At 57.7% G+C, this 17,876-nt stretch carries 23 protein-coding genes; 7 read left to right on the top strand and 16 right to left on the bottom strand.

The window, feature by feature from the left end; translation table 11 throughout:
• The first annotated feature begins 9 nt into the window (after positions 1-9).
• The 3 genes from citF to citG are packed head-to-tail and all read left to right on the top strand — an operon-like array spanning position 10 to position 2,850.
• Positions 10-1,533, top strand: coding sequence for a citrate lyase subunit alpha (gene citF / locus ACWHWP_RS19510; protein WP_063957039.1), 1,524 nt, complete (start codon positions 10-12; stop codon positions 1,531-1,533).
• Entirely contained in the window at positions 1,530-2,069 is a 540-nt protein-coding gene (gene citX / locus ACWHWP_RS19505) for a citrate lyase holo-[acyl-carrier protein] synthase (RefSeq protein ID WP_063957037.1), read from the top strand. Before citF ends, citX begins: the two co-directional genes overlap by 4 nt.
• Entirely contained in the window at positions 2,047-2,850 is an 804-nt protein-coding gene (citG, locus tag ACWHWP_RS19500; protein ID WP_063957035.1) for a triphosphoribosyl-dephospho-CoA synthase CitG, read from the top strand. Before citX ends, citG begins: the two co-directional genes overlap by 23 nt.
• A gap of 79 nt (positions 2,851-2,929) precedes the next feature.
• Here the strand turns inward: citG and ACWHWP_RS19495 are convergent, their stop codons facing one another.
• The 4 genes from ACWHWP_RS19495 to mutY form a co-directional block, all read right to left on the bottom strand.
• Complete coding sequence (locus tag ACWHWP_RS19495; protein WP_063957033.1) at positions 2,930-4,186, bottom strand: nucleoside permease; 1,257 nt, start codon at positions 4,184-4,186, stop codon at positions 2,930-2,932.
• Between the two features lie 280 nt (positions 4,187-4,466).
• Positions 4,467-5,543, bottom strand: coding sequence for a membrane-bound lytic murein transglycosylase MltC (gene mltC, locus ACWHWP_RS19490; RefSeq protein ID WP_047347895.1), 1,077 nt, complete (start codon positions 5,541-5,543; stop codon positions 4,467-4,469).
• A gap of 56 nt (positions 5,544-5,599) precedes the next feature.
• The gene (locus ACWHWP_RS19485; RefSeq protein WP_023309138.1) at positions 5,600-5,872 is read right to left on the bottom strand and encodes an oxidative damage protection protein; all 273 of its coding nucleotides are present in this window, start codon (positions 5,870-5,872) and stop codon (positions 5,600-5,602) included.
• Between the two features lie 25 nt (positions 5,873-5,897).
• Positions 5,898-6,956, bottom strand: coding sequence for an A/G-specific adenine glycosylase (gene mutY, locus ACWHWP_RS19480; protein WP_063428421.1), 1,059 nt, complete (start codon positions 6,954-6,956; stop codon positions 5,898-5,900).
• Positions 6,957-7,094: 138 nt separating this feature from the next.
• Between mutY and trmB the strand changes: the two genes are divergently transcribed.
• From trmB to ACWHWP_RS19465, 3 genes are read left to right on the top strand one after another with little or no spacing between them, the layout of a single operon-like run.
• The gene (trmB, locus tag ACWHWP_RS19475; RefSeq protein WP_447856172.1) at positions 7,095-7,814 is read left to right on the top strand and encodes a tRNA (guanosine(46)-N7)-methyltransferase TrmB; all 720 of its coding nucleotides are present in this window, start codon (positions 7,095-7,097) and stop codon (positions 7,812-7,814) included.
• The gene (locus tag ACWHWP_RS19470) at positions 7,814-8,140 is read left to right on the top strand and encodes a YggL family protein (protein WP_047347898.1); all 327 of its coding nucleotides are present in this window, start codon (positions 7,814-7,816) and stop codon (positions 8,138-8,140) included. The genes trmB and ACWHWP_RS19470 overlap by 1 nt, the downstream gene beginning before the upstream one ends.
• Before the next feature lie 56 nt (positions 8,141-8,196).
• Positions 8,197-8,913, top strand: coding sequence for a YggN family protein (locus ACWHWP_RS19465; RefSeq protein WP_047347899.1), 717 nt, complete (start codon positions 8,197-8,199; stop codon positions 8,911-8,913).
• An 82-nt stretch (positions 8,914-8,995) separates the two neighbouring features.
• On the opposite strand, the gene ACWHWP_RS19460 is transcribed toward ACWHWP_RS19465, so the two are convergent.
• The 6 genes from ACWHWP_RS19460 to ACWHWP_RS19435 form a co-directional block, all read right to left on the bottom strand.
• Positions 8,996-9,334 carry an endonuclease domain-containing protein gene (locus tag ACWHWP_RS19460; RefSeq protein WP_063957031.1) on the bottom strand — a complete coding sequence of 113 codons (339 nt, stop codon included), beginning with the start codon at positions 9,332-9,334 and terminating at the stop codon, positions 8,996-8,998.
• A 64-nt stretch (positions 9,335-9,398) separates the two neighbouring features.
• Complete coding sequence (gene hemW, locus ACWHWP_RS19455; RefSeq protein WP_063957029.1) at positions 9,399-10,541, bottom strand: radical SAM family heme chaperone HemW; 1,143 nt, start codon at positions 10,539-10,541, stop codon at positions 9,399-9,401.
• On the bottom strand, positions 10,534-11,127 hold the full coding sequence (locus ACWHWP_RS19450; protein WP_059312244.1) for an XTP/dITP diphosphatase: 594 nt from the start codon (positions 11,125-11,127) through the stop codon (positions 10,534-10,536). Before ACWHWP_RS19450 ends, hemW begins: the two co-directional genes overlap by 8 nt.
• A gap of 3 nt (positions 11,128-11,130) precedes the next feature.
• Positions 11,131-11,427 (bottom strand): DUF167 family protein YggU, encoded by a 297-nt coding sequence (gene yggU / locus ACWHWP_RS19445; protein ID WP_014885193.1) that lies wholly within the window; start codon positions 11,425-11,427, stop codon positions 11,131-11,133.
• Positions 11,424-11,990, bottom strand: coding sequence for a YggT family protein (locus ACWHWP_RS19440; RefSeq protein WP_059312245.1), 567 nt, complete (start codon positions 11,988-11,990; stop codon positions 11,424-11,426). Before ACWHWP_RS19440 ends, yggU begins: the two co-directional genes overlap by 4 nt.
• Before the next feature lie 21 nt (positions 11,991-12,011).
• A complete protein-coding gene (locus ACWHWP_RS19435; RefSeq protein WP_447856171.1) occupies positions 12,012-12,713 on the bottom strand; it encodes a YggS family pyridoxal phosphate-dependent enzyme in 702 nt (233 codons plus the stop codon).
• A gap of 17 nt (positions 12,714-12,730) precedes the next feature.
• Between ACWHWP_RS19435 and ACWHWP_RS19430 the strand changes: the two genes are divergently transcribed.
• Positions 12,731-13,711 carry a type IV pilus twitching motility protein PilT gene (locus ACWHWP_RS19430; RefSeq protein ID WP_063957025.1) on the top strand — a complete coding sequence of 327 codons (981 nt, stop codon included), beginning with the start codon at positions 12,731-12,733 and terminating at the stop codon, positions 13,709-13,711.
• 10 nt (positions 13,712-13,721) lie between these two features.
• On the opposite strand, the gene ruvX is transcribed toward ACWHWP_RS19430, so the two are convergent.
• From ruvX to ACWHWP_RS19400, 6 genes are all read right to left on the bottom strand, one after another.
• A complete protein-coding gene (gene ruvX, locus ACWHWP_RS19425) occupies positions 13,722-14,138 on the bottom strand; it encodes a Holliday junction resolvase RuvX (protein ID WP_047347906.1) in 417 nt (138 codons plus the stop codon).
• Positions 14,138-14,698: a YqgE/AlgH family protein gene (locus ACWHWP_RS19420; protein ID WP_008499752.1), complete on the bottom strand. Its 561-nt coding sequence runs from the start codon at positions 14,696-14,698 to the stop codon at positions 14,138-14,140. The genes ruvX and ACWHWP_RS19420 overlap by 1 nt, the downstream gene beginning before the upstream one ends.
• Before the next feature lie 82 nt (positions 14,699-14,780).
• Entirely contained in the window at positions 14,781-15,728 is a 948-nt protein-coding gene (gshB, locus tag ACWHWP_RS19415) for a glutathione synthase (protein WP_063428433.1), read from the bottom strand.
• A gap of 18 nt (positions 15,729-15,746) precedes the next feature.
• The gene (gene rsmE / locus ACWHWP_RS19410; protein WP_059312249.1) at positions 15,747-16,478 is read right to left on the bottom strand and encodes a 16S rRNA (uracil(1498)-N(3))-methyltransferase; all 732 of its coding nucleotides are present in this window, start codon (positions 16,476-16,478) and stop codon (positions 15,747-15,749) included.
• A gap of 52 nt (positions 16,479-16,530) precedes the next feature.
• A complete protein-coding gene (gene endA / locus ACWHWP_RS19405; protein WP_447856170.1) occupies positions 16,531-17,238 on the bottom strand; it encodes a deoxyribonuclease I in 708 nt (235 codons plus the stop codon).
• 94 nt (positions 17,239-17,332) lie between these two features.
• The gene (locus ACWHWP_RS19400) at positions 17,333-17,830 is read right to left on the bottom strand and encodes a SprT family zinc-dependent metalloprotease (protein WP_047347910.1); all 498 of its coding nucleotides are present in this window, start codon (positions 17,828-17,830) and stop codon (positions 17,333-17,335) included.
• Positions 17,831-17,876 lie beyond the last annotated feature (46 nt).

Genomic DNA, 17,876 nt, shown 5'->3' with positions numbered 1-17,876 from the left:
GATGAGATAATGAATCAGACTGAACTTCTTCACGTGAATTTCCCCCATCTGCGGGACCTGAAGCCCTTTGATACCGCCCACAGCGCGACGCCGTGGCTGGCGGACAGCGACGCGAAGCACAGCCGCAAGCTCTGCGCCTCTGTTGAAGAGGCGGTGATGCGAAGCGGCCTGCAGGACGGGATGACCATCTCCTTCCACCATGCGTTTCGCGAAGGCGACCGGGTGATCAACACCGTCGTGGCGCTGCTGGCGCGAATGGGCTTCAAAAACCTGACGCTGGCCTCCAGCTCGCTGATGACCTGCAACGACGCGCTGATCGAACATATCGAAAGCGGCGTTATCACCCGGATTTACACCTCGGGGATGCGCGGCAGGCTGGCAGACGCCATCTCCCACGGGCTGATGGACGAGCCGGTGCAAATTCACTCCCACGGCGGGCGCGTGAAGCTGCTCCAGGATGGCGAGCTGAATATCGACGTGGCGTTTCTCGGCGTGCCGTGCAGCGATGAATTTGGCAACGCCAACGGCACGCACGGCAAATCCTGCTGCGGCTCGCTGGGCTACGCCATGGTGGACGCGCACTTTGCCCGTAAGGTGGTGCTGCTGACCGAAGAGCTGGTGCCGTTCCCCAATATGCCCGCCAGCCTGGTGCAGGACCAGGTGGACTACATTGTGCAGGTCGAGAGCGTGGGCGACCCGGCGAAAATCAGCGTCGGCGCGGCGCGCGTCACCAGCAACCCGCGCGAGCTGATGATTGCCCGCTATGCGGCGGACGTGATTGAACACTCCGGCTACTTCAAACCGGGCTTTTCGATGCAGACCGGCTCCGGCGCGGCGGCGACCGCCTGCACGCGCTTTATGGAAGAGAAGATGGAGCGCAGCGGCGTGAAGGCGCGCTTTGCGCTCGGCGGCATCACCGGCAGCCTGGTGGATTTGCACGAGAAGGGGCTGATCGAAAAGCTGCTCGATACCCAGTGCTTTGACGGCCAGGCGGCGGCCTCGCTGGCGCGCAACCCGAACCACGTGGAGATCTCCACTAACGTCTACGCCAACCCCGGCAGCAAGGCGGCAAGCTGCGACCAGCTCGACGTGGTGATCCTCAGCGCGCTGGAAATTGACGTCGATTTCAACGTCAACGTCATCACCGGCTCCGACGGCGTGATGCGCGGCGCCTCCGGCGGGCACTGCGACGTCGCCGCCGCGGCAAACCTGACCATCGTTGTTGCGCCGCTGCTGCGCAGCCGTATTCCAACGGTGGTGAAGCGCGTTACCACGCGCCTCACGCCGGGCGAAAGCATTGACGTGCTGGTCACCGACCACGGCATTGCGGTCAACCCGGCGCGCCCGGACATCCGCGAGCGGCTGCTGGAAGCTGGACTCAAAGTTGTGGATATCAGCGCGCTTTACGAGCGGGCGATTTCCCTGACCGGCGTACCGAAACCGATTGAATTTACCGACAAAATCGTCGGGGTGATCCGCTACCGCGACGGCAGCGTGATCGACACCGTAAGGCAAGTGAAGGAGTCAATATGACGTTAGCGACACCCGTGCGGGCGGGTGTCAGCCTGGACGAAATGCTGGCGGCGAAAGAGCGCCGCGCAGCGCGCCAGGCTGACATGCTTGAGCACTATCAACAACCGGTGATTTCCCTCACGCTGGTCACGCCTGGGGAGATCAAAGACAGCCTGCGCTATCGCAACACCATGGGCGTGGCGCTGCAGATGTGCGACCAGCTGCTGTGGGAAAACCGCTGGCAGGTGCTGGACCGCCAGGTGCTGTGGCTCCCGACCGGGCCGGAAGCCCTGTGGTGTGTGGCCCATCCGGCGGTGGAAATCAAAGCGCACTGCGCGGAGCTGGAGCAGACGCACCCGCTCGGCAGGCTGTGGGATCTGGACGTGATCTGCCCGCAGCACGGCCACGTCGGGCGTCAGTCGCTGGGGACGAACCTCAGACGCTGTCTGATCTGCGACGAGCCCGCGCACGCCTGCTCCCGCTCGCGCAATCATCCCGTTGAGCAGGTGGTTTCCCGCGTGGAGAAAACGATCGATGACTGGTTTGCTCGCGACTAAAACCCGCCCGGCTGACGTGCCCGCGCTTGCCGAAGCGGCGCTGTGGCAGGAGCTGGAGCTGACGCCCAAGCCGGGGCTGGTGGACAAGCTTAATAACGGTTCCCATCGCGATATGGACCACGCGCTGTTTGTCCGCAGCATTGCGGCGATTGCGCCGTGGTTTTCGCGCTTTGCCGAGCTCGGTCGCGCGCATGCAGATAAGCCCGCTGACGAACAGCTGCGGATCCTCCGCCCGATGGGGATGGCCTGCGAGCAGGCGATGTATGCCGCGACGAATGGAGTGAATACCCACAAGGGCGGTATTTTTGCCCTGGGCTTACTGTGCTTCGCCGCCGGGCGCGTGAAGCATGTCACCGCAGACAGCCTTTGCTGTGAGGTGAGTAACATCTGCTGCGGGCTGGTTTCGCGGGAGCTGGCCGCACGCAGCGGACGGGCGACGGCGGGGGAGCGGCAGTTTCAGCAGTACGGATTTACCGGCGCGCGCGGTGAGGCAGAGAGCGGCTTTGCAACGGCGCGTAAGGCGCTGGCGCAGTGGAACGGACGTTCACTTCACGGCCTGCTGTTACGCCTGATGGCGATAAATCAGGACAGCAATCTGGTCTCGCGCGGCGGCATTGAGGGGCTGCGCTACGTTCAGGGCTATTCGCGGGAACTGCTGGCTGACGGCTGGGACCGCGAGGCGTTGCTCAGAATGGACAACGCATTGATTGAACGGAACCTGAGCCCCGGCGGCAGCGCGGATTTACTGTCGGTGGCGTGGGTGCTCTCTGCAATAAAATAGCCGGGTGGCGGCTTCGCCTTACCCGGCCTACGGTCTGGTTTTGTAGGCCCGATAAGCGCAGCGCCACCGGGCACAACAATCAATGCGCGACTGGCTGTGCACCATTCGGCACGCGAACGTGCTTGTACTTGAACAGCACGATAAACGCGAAGAACAGCACCAGCGAGTACGCGGCGAAGATCAGCCACACCGGCTGCCAGTTGGTGATGCCGTTGGTGGTGTACATCTCAACCACTTTACCGCTCACCACGCCGCCCAGAATACAGCCGAAGCCGTTGGTCATCATCAGGAACATGCCCTGCGCGCTGGCGCGGATTTCAGGCTTCACTTCTTTTTCCACAAACACGGAACCCGAGATGTTGAAGAAGTCGAAGGCGCAGCCGTAAACAATCATCGACAGAACCAGCAGCACGGTGCCGAACGGGCTTGGGTCGCCGTAGGCGAACAGACCGAAGCGCAGCATCCACGCCGCGATACTGATCAGCATGACGTTTTTGATGCCGTAGCGGCTCAGGAAGAACGGGATGGTCAGGATGAACAGCGTCTCAGAGATCTGGGAGATGGACATCATCACCGACGCGTGCTCAACGATAAAGCTGCCGGAGAACAGCGGGTTGTTATCGAAGCTGTGCAGGAAGGTGTTGCCGAACATGTTGGTGATCTGCAGTTCCGCGCCCAGCAGCATGGAGAAGATAAAGAAGATCGCCATGCGCTTGTTTTTAAACAGCGCGAAGGCGTCCAGGCCGAGCATGGTGCTCCAGCTCTGGTTTTTCTGCTGGTTTGAAACCGGAATGGTTGGCAGCGTCAGGGTGAACAGCGCCAGCACCACGGAGAGCGCAGCACCGATGTAGAGCTGCATATGGCTCAGTTCAAAGCCCGCGAAGCTCACGCCCCACATCGCCATGATAAAGCCGATGGTGCCCCAGATACGGATTGGCGGGAAATCGGTCACGATATCCATATCCGCAGATTTCAGGCGGTAGTAGGAGATGGTGTTGATCAGCCCAAGCGTTGGCATATAGGCCAGCGAGTTAAGCAGGATCACCATGAACATCGCCCCCGGCGTGGTCACCTGGGCTGCCATGAACAGCGTCCCCGCGCCCACCAGATGGCAAAGCATGTACAGCCATTTGGCACTCAGCCATTTATCCGCCACGATCCCCAGCAGCGTTGGCATGAAGACAGCCGCAATACCGAGCGAGCTGTATACGGCACCGATTGACGCACCGTCGAACTTGAGCGTCACAAACATATAGGAGCCGAGTGTAGTCAGCCAGCTACCCCACAGGCAGAACTGCAGAAACGACAATATTTTAAGCTGCAGCTTAAGGTTCATGTTACTTTCCTCACAAGTGAGCGGGAGATATGTTGTTATAGAAACATTCAGGGTTGTTATTTGATGCAATTCTATCAGTTGGCAACGATATGTTTTGTTACCTCCCGCAAAAAAATGCAATCCACATTAATTTGCAGTTTGGATTGTGATGCAAATAACATTTTCGTATGGGTGGGGTGAGTGAGTGCGGCCTGATGCTCCCTCACCCTAACCCTCTCCCAGAGGGAGAGGGAACTTGAATACCCTCTCCCTCTGGGAGAGGGCAGGGTGAGGGGTAGTTCTAGCGGCGACGATAGTTCTTCTGCGCCGTATTCACTTTATACAGATAACGACGGGATTCCGCAGACGGGTGGCGGGTGGTGAGGGTGGCGTACACATCCCCCGGCGCCATGCTGTTAATGATGTTTGCGGCCTGCACTTTGTCATTCGAGAACACGCGCAGCACGCTGCCTGCGCCGCCGTTATAGGCGGTGATCACCGCATAGCGGCGCGAGGTTGGGTTATCAATTCCGCCCAGGTAGACATTGTTCAGCATCGCCAGGTAGGCCGTGCCGGTATCAATGTTGCTTTGCGGATCGAACAGATAGCTACGGCTCGGCGTCCCGGATTTACCCTGCGCGCGGAAGACGTCTTTACCGGCGCTGTGCTGCACAACCTGCATCAGCCCCAGGGCGTCGGAACGGCTTACCGCGTACGGGTTAAAGGACGATTCGGTCTGCATAATCGCCAGGATCAGCGACTCATCCACGCCGTACTTGCGCGAGGCCTGACGCACCATCCCAATGTACTTATGCGCACGCTTGTCGAGGTGGTTCGGGACGAGGTTGATGGTGACGCTGTAGATAATCTTTAGGCCGTTAGAGCGGCTTTTCAGGCGCGTCTGCAGCAGGTAGTCGGCAAATTTCGTGGCGCGACCTTCCCAGCGGATCGGCTGACCGGTCTGATCGACAACCTGACCGTACAGGAACGGCTCTTTGGAAATGGTGATATCGTCGGCATCGGAGTAGAGATCGATAGAGCCCGGATCGTCACCCATCAGCAGGGTTTTGATAATTGCCTGACGTAGCCGTGCCGCAGGGTCTGTGCCTGCAATGGTCTCAATCGTGATCGTACCCTCATCAAAGTTGATGTGGCTACGGGTCTGATAGGCATCGGTGTACTTAACGTAGTCCTTAGGTCCGGCAATAAGAACTTCGTTAAATCCCCATATATTCTCGATGTTGTGGGCAAACTGCCCCATCAAAATGTCAAAACCGTTGGTGTCCTTGATCCAGGCTTCGTTGTAATCTTCGCCTTTTTTTGACGAACACGAGACAAGCAACGGCGCAACAAGGGCTAGCGCTAAAAGTTTTTTCATCATTCCGGGAGTGCGTGTTGTGTTTGCTTTAACGGCGGGGTTTCCCCCGCACGCTGTTATTTTTCCGGTGGCGTATAGCCTTCGATGTGCACGTCTTTACCTTCGAACAGGAAGCTCACCATCTCCTGCTCCAGCAGCTTCCGGTGTTCCGGGTTCATCATGCTGAGTTTTTTCTCGTTGATCAGCATGGTCTGCTTTTTCTGCCACTGTCCCCAGGCTTCTTTGGAGATTTCATTGTAGATGCGTTTACCCAGGTCGCCCGGATAAAGCTGGAAGTCCTGGCCTTCAGCGTCACGCTGCAGGAAAGTACAAAAAATCGTTCTGGCCATACTCATTCCTCTTTTTTAGCCGATGCTAAACCATTGCACCGGCACGTAATTGCTGTAACAGGCGCTCCACGGGAGCCGCCAGCCCGACTGATGGCGGTTGCGCTAAGTTATACCAGAGAGCGGTGCCTTCATCCATGCACGAGGTGAATGAGGACACGGGAAGCCACATCGGCACAATATCCAGGTGGAAATGGCTGAAGGTGTGGCGAAACGCGGTCAGCTGCGTCAGGTTATCGGCAGCAATCCCGCGCTGTTTAAGCCATTCACGCAGCAGCGCTTCATTTTCAAACTGTGGGAAGCAGTATAGACCGCCCCACAGGCCGCTCGGTGGACGCTGGGCCAGGAAGACGTTGTCGCCGTGCTGCATCAGCAGCATATAGCCGGTGCGCTCCGGCAGCGTCTGCTTGGGTTTCTTACCGGGATACTGCGCCCACGAATGGTTGGCATACGCCACGCAGAGATTATTTACCGGGCAGAGTTCGCATTTCGGCTTTGAGCGCGTGCAGACCATCGCGCCGAGATCCATCATCGCCTGATTAAAACGCTCCACGCCGTTGGCTGGCGTGACGTCTTCACTGATCTCCCAAAGACGTTTTTCAACGTCCTTCTTCCCCGGCCAGCCGTCAACGGCGTAGCAGCGCGCCAGCACGCGCTTCACGTTGCCGTCGAGGATCGGGAAATGCTTGCCTAAAGAGAGGGAGAGAATGGCGCCCGCGGTTGAACGTCCGACGCCGGGTAAGTCCGCAACCTCGTCGAAGGTTTCCGGGAATTTACCGTTGTGGCGCGTCGCGACCTGCTGTGCCGCTTTGTGCAGATTGCGCGCGCGGGCGTAGTAGCCAAGCCCGGTCCACAGGTGCAGCACCTCGTCCAGCGGCGCGTTTGCCAGATCGGTCACCGTCGGGAAGCGTGCCATAAAACGCTCAAAGTAAGGAATCACCGTGGCGACCTGAGTTTGTTGCAACATCACTTCGGAGAGCCATACTTTGTAAGGCGTTTTTTCAATTTGCCAGGGCAGGGTTTTACGCCCGTATTTGTCGTACCAGTCCAGCACCTGGGCTGAAAATTGAGAGGCTTGCATGGTCATCGATTCGCATAATCAGGGACGCCGATTGCAGCACAGCGTCAATCTGCTGTAAACCGGATCTTTCCCATGCTTGCATAGAAGCCTTAACTTTGGATAATGCCCGTTTCCCGAACATTCTCACAAGCAGACAACTCTTTTATGAAAAACGACGTCATTTCACCGGAATTTGATGAAAACGGTCGCCCGCTGCGCCGTATTCGCAGCTTTGTCCGCCGTCAGGGTCGCCTGACAAAAGGGCAGCAACACGCGCTGGACAACTACTGGCCGGTGATGGGCGTTGAGTTCAGCGAGCAGCCTCTGGACTTTGCCGGGCTTTTTGGCCGCGAAGCGCCGGTCACGCTTGAGATCGGTTTTGGTATGGGCACCTCGCTGGTGACTATGGCTAAAGCGCGTCCTGAGCAGAACTTCCTCGGTATCGAAGTACACTCCCCGGGCGTCGGCGCGTGTCTCGCAACGGCTCATGAAGAGGGCGTTGAGAACCTGCGCGTGATGTGTCACGACGCGGTAGAAGTGCTGCACAAAATGATTCCTGACAATTGTTTAACCATGGTTCAGCTCTTTTTCCCTGACCCGTGGCACAAAGCACGTCATAATAAACGCCGTATCGTTCAGGCGCCGTTTGCCGAGCTGGTGAAAAGTAAGCTGAAGCTGGACGGTGTCTTCCATATGGCGACCGACTGGGAACCGTATGCGGAACATATGCTGGAAGTGATGTCGTCTCTGGAGGGTTACAAAAACCAGTCTGCGAGCAACGACTATGTACCGCGTCCGGAATCGCGTCCGGTAACGAAATTTGAACAGCGTGGCCATCGTCTTGGTCACGGTGTATGGGACTTAATGTTCGAGAGGGTGAAATAATGGCAAAGAACCGTAGCCGTCGTCTGCGTAAAAAAATGCACATCGAAGAATTCCAGGAAGTGGGTTTCTCCGTTGCGTGGCGTTTCCCGGAAGGCACCAGTGTAGAACAGATCGATCGGGACGTAGATGCGTTCATCAATGACGTGATCGAGCCCAACAAGCTGGCCTTCGACGGTAGCGGCTACCTGGCATGGGAAGGTCTGATCTGCACCCAGGAAGTGGGTAAATGCACCGAAGAACATCAGGCGCTGGTACGTAAATGGCTGGAAGAACACAAGCTGGAAGATGTTCGCGTCAGCGAACTTTTCGACGTTTGGTGGGACTAATAAAGTAGTCAGGGGCCAGCATTAGCTGGCCCATTTTGTCTGAGGGAGTGTTTAAGATGCGCAAAACGTTGCTGGCCGTTGCTTTGATGGCTACCGGATTCACCGCCCATGCGGAGTATAAATGTAGCGTCACCCCGCGTGATGACGTGGTGTTAAGCCCGCAAACCGTGCAGGTCAAAGGCGAGAACGGCAATCTGGTGATTACGCCGGAAGGGAACGTCACCTTTAACGGCAAACAATACAACCTGACAGCCGCACAGCGTGAGCAGGCGAAAGACTACCAGGCCGATTTGCGTACCGCCCTGCCATGGATTAACGACGGCGCGCTGACGCGCGTTGAGAAAAGCCGCGTGGCGCTGGACAAGATCATTACCAAAGAGGTGGGTGAGAGCAGCAATATGCGCACCCGCCTGACCAAGCTCGATAAGCAGCTTAAAGAGCAGATGAACCGGATTATCGAGACGCGCACCGACGGCCTGACGTTCCACTACAAAGCGATTGATCAGGTCCGTGCTGACGGGCAGCAGCTGGTGAACCAGGCGATGGGCGGTATCCTGCAGGACAGCATCAACGAGATGGGTGCCAAAGCGGTACTGAAAGGCGGCGGTAACCCGCTTCAGGGCGTGCTGGGCAGTCTTGGTGGCCTGCAGACCTCCATTCAGAACGAGTGGAAGAACCAGGAAGATGATTTCCAGAAGTTCGGCAAAGACGTGTGTAAACGCGTGGTGTCGCTGGAAGATAGCCGGAAGGCGCTGGTGGGGACGCTGAAGTAAGGTTTCTGCGCGCTGGGCCCCTCACCCCGGCCCTCTCCCCAGGGGAGAGGGAGTAAGCGTTCCCTCTCCCTGTGGGAGAGGGTTAGGGTGAGGGCATCAGGCTCTGCAGTCGTTGCAGTATAACCATCATTACTTCCTCCTCATTTGCCCTAAATTCATTATTCCAGAACCGCAAAACGTCCCAGCCGTTTGCGTTTAAGAACGTGGTTCTTCGTAAGTCATACGCCTCTTTTTCCTGATGTTGCCCTCCATCCAGCTCAACGATCAGCTTCGCCTTAAAGCAGGCAAAATCGACGATATATGTGCCAACCGGCATCTGACGGCGAAACTTATACCCATAGAAGCGACGACCTCTGAGCAAATACCAGAGGCGTAATTCTTCGGGCGTCATTTGTTTGCGGAGTTGTTTTGATTTGTCCATCCCCCTCACTCTGCCAGCCTTTCCCTCAGCCGGCAGAACGGGATGCGAAATCCTGAATCAGCCTTCAGGAATCTTCTGCGAGGAACAGCTCAAGAAGGGAGTTTAAGAACAGTTTGCCGTGCTCGGTGATCTGCCAGTATTCATCACACTCGGTCAGATACCCCTGCGCCAGCGCTTCGTCGATCTGTGGACGAATCACTGTCTCCGGCAGCCCGGTGTAACGCGCAAACTCTGCACGTGGCGCGGCTTCCAGCAGGCGGAAGCGGTTCATAAAGAATTCAAACGGCTTATCCGCCGCCTCGACGTCGTGCTGACGCTCAAGGTAACGGCCTTCCATATACCCGCGCGGATGGCGAGTCTTAGCCGTGCGCAGAATGCGCCCGTCAGGGAAGGTGACCTTACCGTGCGCGCCGCAGCCAATCCCCAGATAGTCACCAAACCGCCAGTAGTTCAGGTTATGCTGACACTGGTAGCCCGGCTTCGCATAGGCCGACGTTTCATACTGCTGATAGCCTGCGGCAGTTAACAGCTGATGGCCCTGCTCGAAGATATCCCACAGCGCGTCGTCATCCGGCAGCACCGGCGGGCGTGAGCCGAACAGCGTGTTTGGCTCGATGGTGAGCTGGTACCACGAAAGATGCGGCGGGTTCAGTTCAATCGCCTGGCGCAGATCGTCCAGCGCCTCTTCCAGCGACTGGTCCGGCAGGCCGTGCATCAGATCCAGGTTAAAGCTGCGAAGATTAAGCCCCGTCGCCAGGTGTGCCGCACGCTTCGCCTCTTCGGGGCCGTGAATGCGCCCCAGGCGCTTCAGTTTTGGCTCGCTAAAGCTCTGCACGCCGATGGAGATGCGGTTCACGCCCGCGCGCTGATACTCGACAAAACGGTCGGCCTCAACGGTGCCGGGGTTGGCTTCCATCGTAATTTCAGCATCCGCTGCCAGGTTCAGACGTGCGCGCACGCCGTCCAGCAGCGTCTGCATCGCCGGGCCGGACAGCAGGCTCGGCGTACCGCCACCAATGAAAATGGTCTTAACTTCACGTCCCTGTGCGTAAGGTACATCGGCGTCCAGGTCGGCCAGCAGATGCGCAACGTAGTCATCGTGCGGCACTTCGCCCTTCAGCGCGTGCGAGTTGAAATCGCAGTACGGGCATTTCTGCACGCACCACGGGATATGAATATAAAGACTCAGAGGCGGCAAATTAGCCATTACGCAGTGCTTCCAGTAACAGTTTCAGCGCGCGTCCACGGTGGGATATCGCGCTTTTTTCTTCGCGGGTCAGTTCCGCAGCGGTTTTGCCCTCGGACGGGACATAGAAAATCGGGTCGTAGCCAAAGCCGCCGTTGCCTGCCGCTTCGCGGGTAATCATCCCCGGCCAGCTGCCGTGGCAGACGATGGGGGTTGGGTCTTCAGCGTGACGCATATAGACCAGCACGCAGTGGAACTGCGCGGTACGCTGCTCGTCAGGCACGTCCTTCAGCGCAACAAGCAGCTTTTCCAGATTCTGCTGGTCGGTCGCGTCAACGCCGGAATAGCGTGCAGAGTAAATCCCAGGCGCGCCGCCGAGAAAATCAACGGCCAGGCCGGAGTCGTCGGCAATCGCGGGCAGGCCCGTAATCTGCGCGGCATGGCGTGCTTTCAGGATCGCGTTTTCGATAAACGTCAGCCCCGTCTCTTCGGCGGAATCCACGCCAAGATCGGTCTGAGCGACCACATCCAGCCCAAAATCATTTAATAGCGAGGCCAGCTCGCGCACTTTACCGGCGTTACCGGTTGCGAGAACAACTTTCTGCATGGTTTAGTCCTGTTCTGTCAAAGCCGCGACTTCAGTCGGGATCGATTGCGGGTTGAGGATTTTTACCTGTTTATGCCGCCCCAGCTCGCCTTTTTCAATGATGACCTGGCTTTTAGCCACGCGAAACTGTTTTGCCAGATATTTGGTCAGGTGTGCGTTCGCCTGGCCGTCAACGGGTGGGGCAGTGATGGCGACTTTTAACTCGTCGCCATGCAGTCCAACAATACTGTCGCGGCTGGCTTTCGGCTGAATATACAGCCGTAAAACCAGCCCGTCAGCGCAGGTGCTTACTGCACTCATAGCGCCATCCACAGCCCCGGCAGCAGCATATCGCCCGTGGACTGTAACAGTTCAGCAATCCCCATGTTGACCACATAGAGCAGCAGAACCAGGATCATCGGGGAAAAGTCGATGCCGCCCATAGACGGAAGCAGGTTACGGATCGGACGCAGCAGCGGTTCGGCCAGCTGAATCAATGCGTACTCTACTGGGCTGCGCCCCTGGCTGACCCAGCTCATGATGGCCATGACCAGCAGCACCCAGAAAATCAGCAGACCGACGGTTTTGATCAGAATCAGGACGGCGGCAATCCAGATAATCGGCTGGAAGGTGATGACCATAAACAGCACGATTGCTTTGATAACGCTCAGAATAAACGCCACCAGCAGAGACGAACTGTCGATGGGACCCATTGCCGGGATAACACGGCGCAGCGGTCCGACAACCGGTTGCGTGATTTTCACGACAAACTGGGAGAACGGATTGTAAAAGTCACAGCGGGCCCACTGCATCCAGACGCGCAGCAAAAGCGCCATCGTATACAGCTCAAGCACTGTAGAGAGCAGGAAAGTCAACGTCTTCATGGCGTTCCTCAGGTTTCCTTATTATTGGGTGTAGTCGCGCGCACCGAAAATGGCTGTACCGATGCGCACCATAGTGCTGCCTGCCGCGATGGCGGCTTCCATATCATCCGACATGCCCAGAGAAAGCGTGTCTACCTTGTCATAGCGCGCTTTAAGCGCCTCAAATGCTACAGCCATTTGCTGTGCCACGGCAAACTGCCTTTCATAACTTGACTCAGGCGCCGGGATTGCCATCAGCCCGCGCAGGGTTAAGCGCGGCAGTGCGGCCACCTCTGCTGCCAGCGCGTCCAGTTCGCTCAGCGCAATGCCGGACTTGCTGTTTTCGTCGCTGATGTTGATCTGAATCAGCACGTTAAGCGCAGGCATCTCCGCCGGGCGCTGGTCATTCAGGCGGGTTGCAATGCGCAGACGGTCAATGGTGTGGCACCAGTCGAAGTGCTCTGCCACCAGACGGCTTTTGTTCGACTGCAGGGGACCAATAAAGTGCCACTGCAGATGCGTATTCCCCTGTTCCTGGAAGTAGCGGATTTTATCCACGCCTTCCTGAACGTAGTTTTCACCAAACGCCCGCTGGCCTGCATTAATGGCTTCTGCGATGGCGCTCGCAGGCTTCGTTTTGCTGACTGCAAGTAACGTAATTTCTTCTGAAGCACGGCCGCAACGCGCTGCGGCGGCTGAGATTTTGTCCCGGACCTGTGCCAGGTTATGCGCAATGTCGTTCATTTTCCGAGGAGTAGTCTATGGATGTGGAAGAAATGGTGGCGCTTAGTGTAAAGCATAATGTCTCCGATCTACACCTGTGCAGTGATTCACCACCCCGCTGGCGCATATCAGGCCGCCTTGAGCCGGCACCGTTTCCGCCGCCTGACGTCGAAGCGCTGTTAAAAGCGTGGCTCAACGACGAGCAGCAGGGAATATGGTGGGCAAGCGGGCAGGTCGATTTTGCCGCGACGGTGGCGGGTGGCCAGCGCCTGCGCGGCAGTGCCTTTAAGCAGATGAACGGTGTCTCTGTGGCGCTGCGGCTGCTGCCGCGCACCTGTCCGCAGCTCGCTTCGCTGGGCGTGCCGCGGGCAATCCCGGAACTGTTATCCAATGAGGCCGGGTTGATTCTGGTGACGGGGGCGACCGGCAGCGGCAAATCCACTACGCTCGCGGCAATGGTCGATTTCCTCAACCACTATACCGACGGCCATATTCTCACGCTCGAAGATCCTGTGGAGTTCATCTACCAGAGTGAACGCTGCCTGATACAGCAGCGGGAGATGGGTCAGCACAGCCCGTCATTTGCTGAAGCGCTGCGCAGCGCGTTGCGCGAGGACCCGGACGTGATTCTGCTGGGGGAACTGCGCGACAGCGAAACGATCCGCCTGGCGCTGACGGCAGCGGAAACCGGACATCTGGTGCTGGCGACGCTGCATACGCGCGGCGCATCGCAGGCGATTGAACGGCTGATCGATACGTTCCCGGCGCAGGAGAAAGATCCGGTGCGTAACCAACTGGCCGGTAGCCTGCGGGCGGTGCTGGCGCAGAAGCTGGTTCCTGACTTACAGGACGGGCGCGTCGCGCTGTATGAACTGCTGGTGAACACCGCCGCGGCGGCGAATCTCATTCGCGAAGGAAAAACATGGCAACTGCCCGGCATCATTCAAACCGGCCAGCAGGCAGGCATGCAGAACTTTGACCAGAGCCTGGCTGAGAGACGGGCGCAGGGGCGGCTGTAGGCCCCTGTGCTCAATAGCCCTGTTCGAAATAGCTTTCGAGGATGATGACGGCAGAAGCGGAGTCCACGCTGCCTTTGTTGAGCGCCCGGAAGCCGCCGTGTTCAAACAGACCCGCTCGCGCTTCAACGGTGCTGAGACGCTCGTCGTGAAGCTTCACGGAGACGCCAAAGCGGCCATGGATTTTATTGGCGAACTTACGCGCCCGGGCGGTAAGCGGCTGTTCCGTGCCGTCCATATTCAGCGGCAGCCCAACAATCACGTCGTCCGGCTGCCACTCTTTGAGCAGACGCTCAATGAGATTCCAGTCTGGCGTGCCGTCGTTGGCCTTCAGGGCCGTAAGCGGGCGTGCGGTACCGGTGATGCGCTGACCAATGGCGACGCCAATGCTCTTCGTTCCGAAATCGAAGGCCAGAAGTGTTCCGCTCATCAGGCGTGCCCCGCGACGCCAGGCATGGTCAGAATATCAATGCCAATCAGCTTCGCCGCGTCACGCCAGCGATCGGCGATAGGGGTTTTAAACAGGATATTCATGTCCGCAGGGGCGGTGAGCCAGGCGTTATCGAGGATCTCTTGCTCAAGCTGGCCTTTCTCCCACGACGAATAGCCCAGCGCCACCAGCACTTCAGAAGGCTGCTCAGCGGTGCCCAGCGTTTCCAGCACGTCGCGCGAGGTGGTGATGACGGTGTTATCCGAAATTCGAATGCTGGAGGAGAATACCGGCGGCGTATGGAGGATGAAACCGCGATCTTCTGCAAGAGGTCCACCCAGCATCACGGGTTTATCGAGCCGGATCTCCGGCAAGCGCGCTTCAGCCGGGATCTTCAGCTTGTCCAGAATCCCTTCAACCTGAAGGTTTTCCAGCGGTTTGTTGATGATAATGCCCATCGCGCCGTCTTCATTGTATTCACAAATATAAACCACCGCGCGGCGAAAAATCGGGTCCTGGAGAGCAGGCATGGCAATAAGAAAGTGATGCTGTAAATTCATTGTCAGAGGTACTGTTTCCTGGTTTAAAAAGCGACAGCGACCAGTATGCGGAGAAACCCGGGCGCTGTCACTCATTGGTGGGTTATTTCTGCAGGCGTTTTTCGATAGCGTCCATCAGCATTCCGGTAATGGAGACCGGGAATTCCGCTTCAATTTCACGAATGCAGGTCGGGCTGGTGACGTTCACTTCCGTCAGGCGGTCGCCGATGATATCCAGGCCAACGAAGATCAGGCCCTTGGCCTTAAGGGTCGGACCGACGCGGCGGGCAATTTCCCAGTCGCTTTCGGTCAACGGGCGCGGCTCGCCGCGGCCACCGGCGGCCAGGTTACCGCGGGTTTCACCACCCTGCGGGATACGTGCCAGGCAGTAAGGAACCGGTTCGCCATCCACCACCAGAACGCGTTTGTCGCCGTCTTTGATTGCCGGAATATAGTTCTGCGCCATGCAGTAGCGGGTGCCCAGCTCGGTCAGCGTTTCGGCAATCACGCCAATGTTCGGGTCGCCTTCCTTCACGCGGAAAATCGACGCGCCGCCCATGCCGTCCAGCGGCTTCATGATTATATCGCCATGCTTCTGCCAGAATTCCTTCAACTGGGCTTTGCTGCGGGTTACCAGCGTTTCAGGCGTCAGGTCAGAGAACCAGGCGGTGTAGAGCTTCTCGTTGCAGTCGCGCAGGCTCTGCGGTTTGTTGACGATCAGCGTTCCCTTCTCTTCAGCACGCTCAAGGATATAGGTGCAGTAGATGTACTCGGTGTCGAACGGCGGATCTTTACGCATCAGAATGACGTTGAGATCGGCAAGGGCAATGTCCTGCTCTGTGCCGAACTCGTACCATTTGTCGTAGTTCTGCTCGACGTTAACGATGCGGGTACGCGCGCGGGCTTCACCGTTGATCAGGTAAAGATCGTTCATCTCCATGTAGTGGAGTTCATAGCCGCGACGCTGCGCTTCCAGCAGCATGGCGAAGCTGGAATCTTTCTTGATGTTAATGTTTGCGATGGGGTCCATCACGATGCCGAGCTTGATCATCTTTCTCTCCAATATGCGTCAACCCAGATCGCCAAACCGTACCTGTAGCGCGGTAATGGCCGTGAGTGCCGTTGTCTCAGTGCGCAGAACGCGAGGTCCCAACAGAATATCAGTAAACTGGTAACGTGCCGTCATCGCAATTTCGTCCGCCGAAAGCCCGCCTTCGGGGCCAATCAGCAGGCGTACGCGCTCAACGGGCAAGGGCAGCGTATTGATGCTGGCGCTGGCGCGCGGATGAAGGTTGAGCTTCAGCCCACTTTCCTCTTCTGCACACCAGTCTTCCAGATCCATCGCCGGGCGGATCTCCGGGATACGGTTGCGGCCACTCTGTTCACAAGCCGCAATGGCAATTTTCTGCCACTGCTGGAGCTTTTTATTCAGACGTTCCGCATCCAGTTTAACGCCACAGCGCTCAGAAAAAAGTGGCGTAATGAGGCTTACACCCAGTTCAATGGATTTCTGAATCGTGAACTCCATCTTTTCCCCGCGCGACATGACCTGACCCAGATGAATGTGCAGCGGCGATTCGCGGTCATCTACTTCGCCACGCAGCACGTTAACGTGCACGCTTTTTTTATCGGAGCGCGTAATTTGTGCGTCGAAAACCTGGTTAGAGCCGTCGAACAGCTGAATGGCCTGACCTGCGCCCATGCGCAGCACGCGGCCAACGTGGTTGGCGGCGTCATCAGACAGGGCGATTTCGCGACCTGCGGTAATCGGTTCAGGATGGTAAATGCGGGGAATGCGCATAGTCAGAAATTCCGTGTGTAATACGATGTAAGCAAATTGCCGCTAGTGTAGGTTAGCTCTTTTGCGCCTGGCAAGCTCGCTGGACGTAAGGGTTATGATTCCCCTGAACCCTGGCGATGCGTTCGTCGCGCTGGCACTCCCACTCCGTCACCGGGTATTGCTTGTCCCAGGCGTTGAACAGCTGCGTCTGCTGGCGGGAGAGGTTGAGGTCGTAACGATCGCGCATATAGAAATAGGTGCGGGCAATGCTGCCGCGCGCGCGGGCAGGGGGCTCGGCGACTTTCTCTTTGAAATCCACCTTCATACTGCACTGACCGTACTGGCCTTCGCCACCGTTCCACTGGCTGTACATAAAGTTGCCGCGGTCACCGTTCACTTCGCCAACCGCAGGCTGCAGGTTGTGCATATCGCTTTCCATCTGGCGGTAGACAGGATCTTTAGAACAGTTTTTACGCCCGCCGTCCTGCCAGCACTGGCGCTGGTGGCCAAACTGCCACGCCGGGACGACATGTTCCCATTCAATGCGGCTGGCGCGGTTTTCATTTTTACGCACCTTATAGCCGCAGGACTCAAGGTCAACGACCCCTTTTTTACCCTGCCAGTTAATTTTACAGCCGCAGTAGAAATCGCCCGGCACGTCAGCGTTGACCTTTACGCCGGCCGCTTTGGCCTGAGAGAAACTGTTGATACCGTCGGCCAGCGCGTGGCCTGAGAGCGCCGTCGTCAAAAAGGCGACCGCGAGAGAAACATTACGGGACATCTTACACTCCGTGTCAAAACGAGCCCGCAACGTAACTAATGTTGTTCCTGTATGCAATCAGTCAGATCAGGAAAGTTCCTGAAAGTTCAGATGATTAGTCCGCAACCAGCGGCTCGCCGCATTTGACGCAGCGGTAGGTCGCCTCGCCGCGCACCACGCGATTATGGCGGCGGACGGTAAGCTGGTGCTGCTGGCACTGGCAGCGGTAGGGGAAGGTATTGCGGCGTACCGATTCCAGCTCGAACTGGTGGGTACGGCGCGCCGGAACGCCGAGCACCGCCTCCATCATCCACTTCCACTCTTTCCCGTGGGGGGCGACGCGTCCGAAGTGCTTCCAGACCAGCAGATGCGCCAGCTCGTGCGGCACCACTTCCTCAATAAACGCCTGCTGGTTTTCCATCATCAGGACCGGGTTAAGGCGGATCTCATAAGACTCAAGCCAGGCGGTACCGGCCGCGGTGCCACGCTGCTGATAAACGATCCTGGGTTCAGGGTAGTTGCGACCGAGCTTCAGGTTCGCCTGGGCGAGCTTTTCCCGCAGGCTGCGCATAACGGCCTGCTGAAGGGCGATGGGGAGACGGGGAGCTTTCATAGGGGCAGAGCATAAAGCGCGAAGCGGGGAGGTGCAAGGGGCACCT

It is taken from the genome of Enterobacter sp. WI-ESBL-E8 (assembly GCF_053364895.1).
Note: the sequence above shows the minus strand (reverse complement) of the source record. Positions and strands in the feature narration are given on the sequence as shown.